Origin of the sequence: Methanomethylovorans sp., from assembly GCF_041305605.1 — an archaeon.
In the GTDB taxonomy this organism is placed as follows: Archaea; Halobacteriota; Methanosarcinia; order Methanosarcinales; family Methanosarcinaceae; genus Methanomethylovorans.
This window is the reverse complement of sequence record NZ_JBFYLB010000095.1, coordinates 1-4481: the sequence shown is the minus strand read 5'-3', so window position 1 is coordinate 4481 and position 4481 is coordinate 1. Positions and strand designations below refer to the sequence as shown.

General features: G+C 41.0%; 4 protein-coding genes. 3 read left to right on the top strand and 1 reads right to left on the bottom strand.

Annotated elements, in window-relative coordinates:
* The 3 genes from ACCM36_RS06165 to ACCM36_RS06155 all read left to right on the top strand — a co-directional run.
* A partial coding sequence (locus ACCM36_RS06165) for a DUF3656 domain-containing protein (protein WP_370572873.1) occupies positions 1-2168 on the top strand: 2168 nt, incomplete at its 5' end.
* A gap of 430 nt (positions 2169-2598) precedes the next feature.
* Positions 2599-2736, top strand: a complete 138-nt coding sequence (locus ACCM36_RS06160) for a hypothetical protein (RefSeq protein ID WP_370572872.1) — start codon at positions 2599-2601, stop codon at positions 2734-2736.
* A gap of 399 nt (positions 2737-3135) precedes the next feature.
* Positions 3136-3921: a helix-turn-helix transcriptional regulator gene (locus ACCM36_RS06155; RefSeq protein ID WP_370572871.1), complete on the top strand. Its 786-nt coding sequence runs from the start codon at positions 3136-3138 to the stop codon at positions 3919-3921.
* Positions 3922-3943: 22 nt separating this feature from the next.
* Here the strand turns inward: ACCM36_RS06155 and ACCM36_RS06150 are convergent.
* A partial coding sequence (locus ACCM36_RS06150) for a sensor histidine kinase (protein WP_370572870.1) occupies positions 3944-4481 on the bottom strand: 538 nt, incomplete at its 5' end.

Here is a 4481-nt window from a genome sequence, read left to right as displayed (position 1 = left end):
TTCCTCTGCACATCAGTACACAGGTCACTGTCCACAACACGGCCGGAGTACACTTCCTGGAACAACTGGGAGTTTCCCGTGTCATTCTTTCCCGGGAGCTTACAACAGACGAACTGAAGCGCATAATAGACAATACTGACATAAGTGCTGAGATATTTGTACATGGTGCTTTATGCTATTCTTATTCCGGCAGATGTCTATTCAGTAGTTTTATCATCGATCGCAGTGCTAACAGGGGTGCATGTGCCCAGCCCTGCCGCAGGCGTTACAGAGTGTTCGTTGACGGAAGGGATGTCAGCAACCTGATGGATGGCGCATATCCGATCAGCTGTGCTGAACTGTGTACTCTTGGCGGTATCAGGGAAATAATAGATACCGGTGTGAAGAGTCTGAAGATCGAAGGCAGGATGAAAAAGCCTGAATATGTCACAGCCAGTTCCAGAGCCTATAAGAGAGCTGTTGAAAAAGTGTGTGCCAGCGGGAATAACCTTGAAGGATCCGAACTGTCCTCCATGAAGACAGAACTTGCGAAATTGTTCTACCGGGGTTTCACTGATGGTTTTGTACTTGGAGCTCATGATGTGACACATGCAAAATACAGCTCTAATTATGGTGTTTTTCTTGGAAAAGTAAAAGAGATAAGATACGGAGAACACAGTGCCGGTATCAAGCTGCTTCTGGAAGACCATGTGCATGTGAATGACGGTGTGAGCATCAATACCAATACTAAAATGCTCGGTTCGAAGATCACTGCTATTGAGCTTCTTAACCGGAATAAAGTAGAAAAGGCGGAAAAAGGTACTACAGTTATACTGCAGATCAGCGCAAAAACAGCAAAAGCTGTGCGCAGTGGCGATGAGGTCTATCTTTCAACAGATACTGAACTGTTGGATGATCTGCAGAAGCTGGAAATGATCAAACTGCCGGTGGATATTCACATTAAAGCGTTCAAGGGCCAGCAGCTTTCAATAAAGGTTACTGAGAACAGATGCAGTGTTGAAAATATAGATGAATATCTGGTACAGGAAGCCAGAAGTGCACCCACGACAAGGGAGCAAATAATAAAGGCAATAGATAAACTTGGGGATACTCCGTATCATGCTGGTTCTATAGTAGTGGATGCTGATGACGGAATATTCATACCCGTAGGCGTACTTACCTCTGCCAGGCGTAATGCATTGGAAAAACTCAGGCAGAATGTGCTGCAAAGTTACAAAAGAATCCCTAATTCGCTCAAGAGATCTGATCTAATTTCCTGCAAGCATCCTCTCTCTGCAGAATCCACAGTACAGAGTTCCATTTCCCGGTCCAGGGAACAAAAGAACGGAAAGCCTTTACTAAGTGTGGAAGTATGTGATGTTGCATCTTTGTTCCTGGCTGCGAGAAACGGTGCTGATATAGTATACTTACCATTACATTGTTTTGAGGAGCTGTCCCGTGAAAATAATCATGAAGCATTGCATGAGATCAATACAAAAGGCATTGAAGTAGTGTTCATTACACCTCAGATTGCCCATGACCATGAACTGGAAACGCTCATACCCTTTTTTGCAGCTGTAAAGAACGCCGGATATAAGGTTGCCTGCTCCAATCTTGGAGCTGTCCGGCATGCTATGGAACTCAATATACCTTTTGTAGCCCAGAAAGAGTTCAATATATTTAATTCACATACTGCCTCACGTTTCTATTCATGTGGAGCTTATCGTATTACTCTTTCCAGCGAACTCAACCTTGAAGAGATAGAAAATGTTTGTAAGGCATTGGGAAGCTGCAAGCACCAAGGACAGGTAGAGGTATTGATACATGGAAGGGAACTTATGCTCATTACCAATAATGATCTGCTTGGGCCGGTGGCATCCAGGAACCTCCTTAATGAGGATAGCGAGGCATATCTGGAAGATCAGCAAGGTAACATATTCCCGATAAAAAGAATCGGGGGACACAGGACCCTTATATATGATCAAAAGGTGTTGAACATGGCAGAACATGCGGAACAGCTTCTTTCATCGGGTGTGCATATTTTGAGGCTGGACCTGTCACTGTACAATGGTAAAGCCATAAGGGATATCACCAGGAACTACAGGCTGGCATTGGATAAAAAAAGGGTAAAGTCCATAGTGTATAAAGGGGAAAACGTATCTACAGGTCATTTTTTCAAGGGTGTATGACCACTTCTTTTCATTTCGTTACCAGAAGTGGTTTTTGTTTTTTAGAAGGTTGTCGTACGACCCCTTTTGAAATTATAATGGTGTTATAATTTTTGATTTTTCATTAAATTAAGCTCAATTTATGTTATATAGAGTAAGTAGTATCTAAAAGAATAACGATTGAGAGCTTTTCTCGATCTACAGACACGCGGGTTGGAAACTGGGGAGTTTCTCACGAAGCGAGTGGAGCTTATGAAAATGGTATCTTTATGTAAGAGATCCCATTTTTGCAAGAGAAGAGATACGTAAGGAAGATCGAATGATCCGGGTGGAAAAGCAAGACCTCTGTGGTGGACAGATAAGAAGAAGGACGGACCCGTTCCGTCTTTTTGTCTTTCTGATGAAAAGTGATTAAAAGACCACTATGATCTTTCTGAGGAGGTATTAATAAATGGGATTCTTGAAGAGATGTCCGGAGTGCCATACCAAATTCCAGGCCGATGAAAAGGACGTACAGGTCTGCAAAGTGTGTGGATACTGGACAAAAAAAGGTACGGTAAGAATTGAATCAATAATGTTATACGAGTGAGGGGAAAAAATGAGTGGAATTTTGAAGAAAATATGCAACAATTGCAAGGGCAAACTGAAAAAACAAACACTTGGATTGAACGTTCTATACTATTGCCCACACTGTGGCATCATGACCACTGCAAATATAATTTGAAATAACTAACAGGTGATATTAGTATCACTTAATTTCCTATTTTTAGATCATTGATTTTTCTATAATACAGATGCTGTGATATCTATTTAGATCATTTTCAGACACTTTCAAAGCTACACAGAAAACTGATAGCAAACATTTATACTGGTCCGAGAACATAAATTGTAAGTGAAGGTAGATGCAGCATAGAGCACGTAAGCACCAGCATTTTTCGTTTTTAAATCGCTCAAAGATGTTTATGTGTTTGCAAAGGAGGATCATTATATGAGACGTTCATTGCTTGAGGTTATATTCATGTCAGAGAAACGGAAGAACCTTCTGTTTCTTCTCAGGAATGGACCCCGGAGAATGGAAGAGATACTCGAGGTTCTGAATGTCAGCCGGCATGCACTGCTGCCCCAGATCAAAATACTATCCGAGAACGGCCTCGTTTTAAAAGAGAAAGATATTTGCAGACTCTCGGAAATAGGAGAGATCATAGTTGAGGATATGGTACCGCTGGTAGGCACTTTAACAGTACTTGAGCATAACTATGATTACTGGACAGAACATGAACTTAGTTCCATCCCCCTTCATCTTCTCAAAAGGATAAGGGAACTGGGATGTTGTAAAGTGATCGAACCTGATCTAAACAATATGTTCGAGCTTAACAAAGATATGGTTGAACAGGCACTTGAATCAAAATTTGTTCTCGGAGCTACGGCTTTCCTGCATCCGTCCTATCCTTCCCTGCTGCTGGACCTTGTCATGAATAAGGTCTGTGTTTCCATTATCATGACTGAAGATTCACTGGAAAAACATAAAGTCGATTATGGATCCGAACTAAAAATGTTCCTTGAGAGTGGTAATGGAAAACTTTACGTATATCCTGAAAATATGGAGTTTGCATCACTTTTCATCGCGGAAAAGTTCATAATGATGTGTCTTTTTGACAAAAAAGGCAGATATGATCGCAAAGATCTCGTATTCTGCAATGCTGATGCGGTGCATTGGGGTAAGGAACTATTCGAGTATTACCTCTTGAGATCAGATCCTATCAAAGAAATTTAGATCACACATTCAGAACGATAACTTACGTTGCCTCACATAAAGGTATCTCGAATATGAAGTTCGATCCTTTTCCCGATTCACTTTCCACCCACACTCTGCCTCCATGTATTTCAACAAATTTTTTTACCAGCACAAGCCCCAGACCACTACCCTGATACTTGCGACTGTAGGTTGAATCAAGTTGTGTGAAAGCAGAGAATAGTTTTTTCTGGTCCTCAGTATTTATGCCTATGCCTGTGTCCCTTACTTCCACATGCAACCTATTTGATCTTGCAGAAGCAGAAATATATACTGATCCTTGTTCTGACGTGAATTTAATAGCATTACTTACCAGATTGTACAAAATTTGCTTTAATTTCAGTTTGTCCGCGTAAATATCAGTAAGATCAGCTTCTACCTCAAAGTTCAGTGTAATGGACTTTGAAATGGCGAAATTGGCTAAATTATTCCTTATATCAGTAAAAACTTCGTTTATGGTGAACTTCTCATAGGATATTTGCATTTTTCCGGAGTCCACTTTTGACAAGTCGAGTATATCATTGATAAGAGTAAGAAGATGA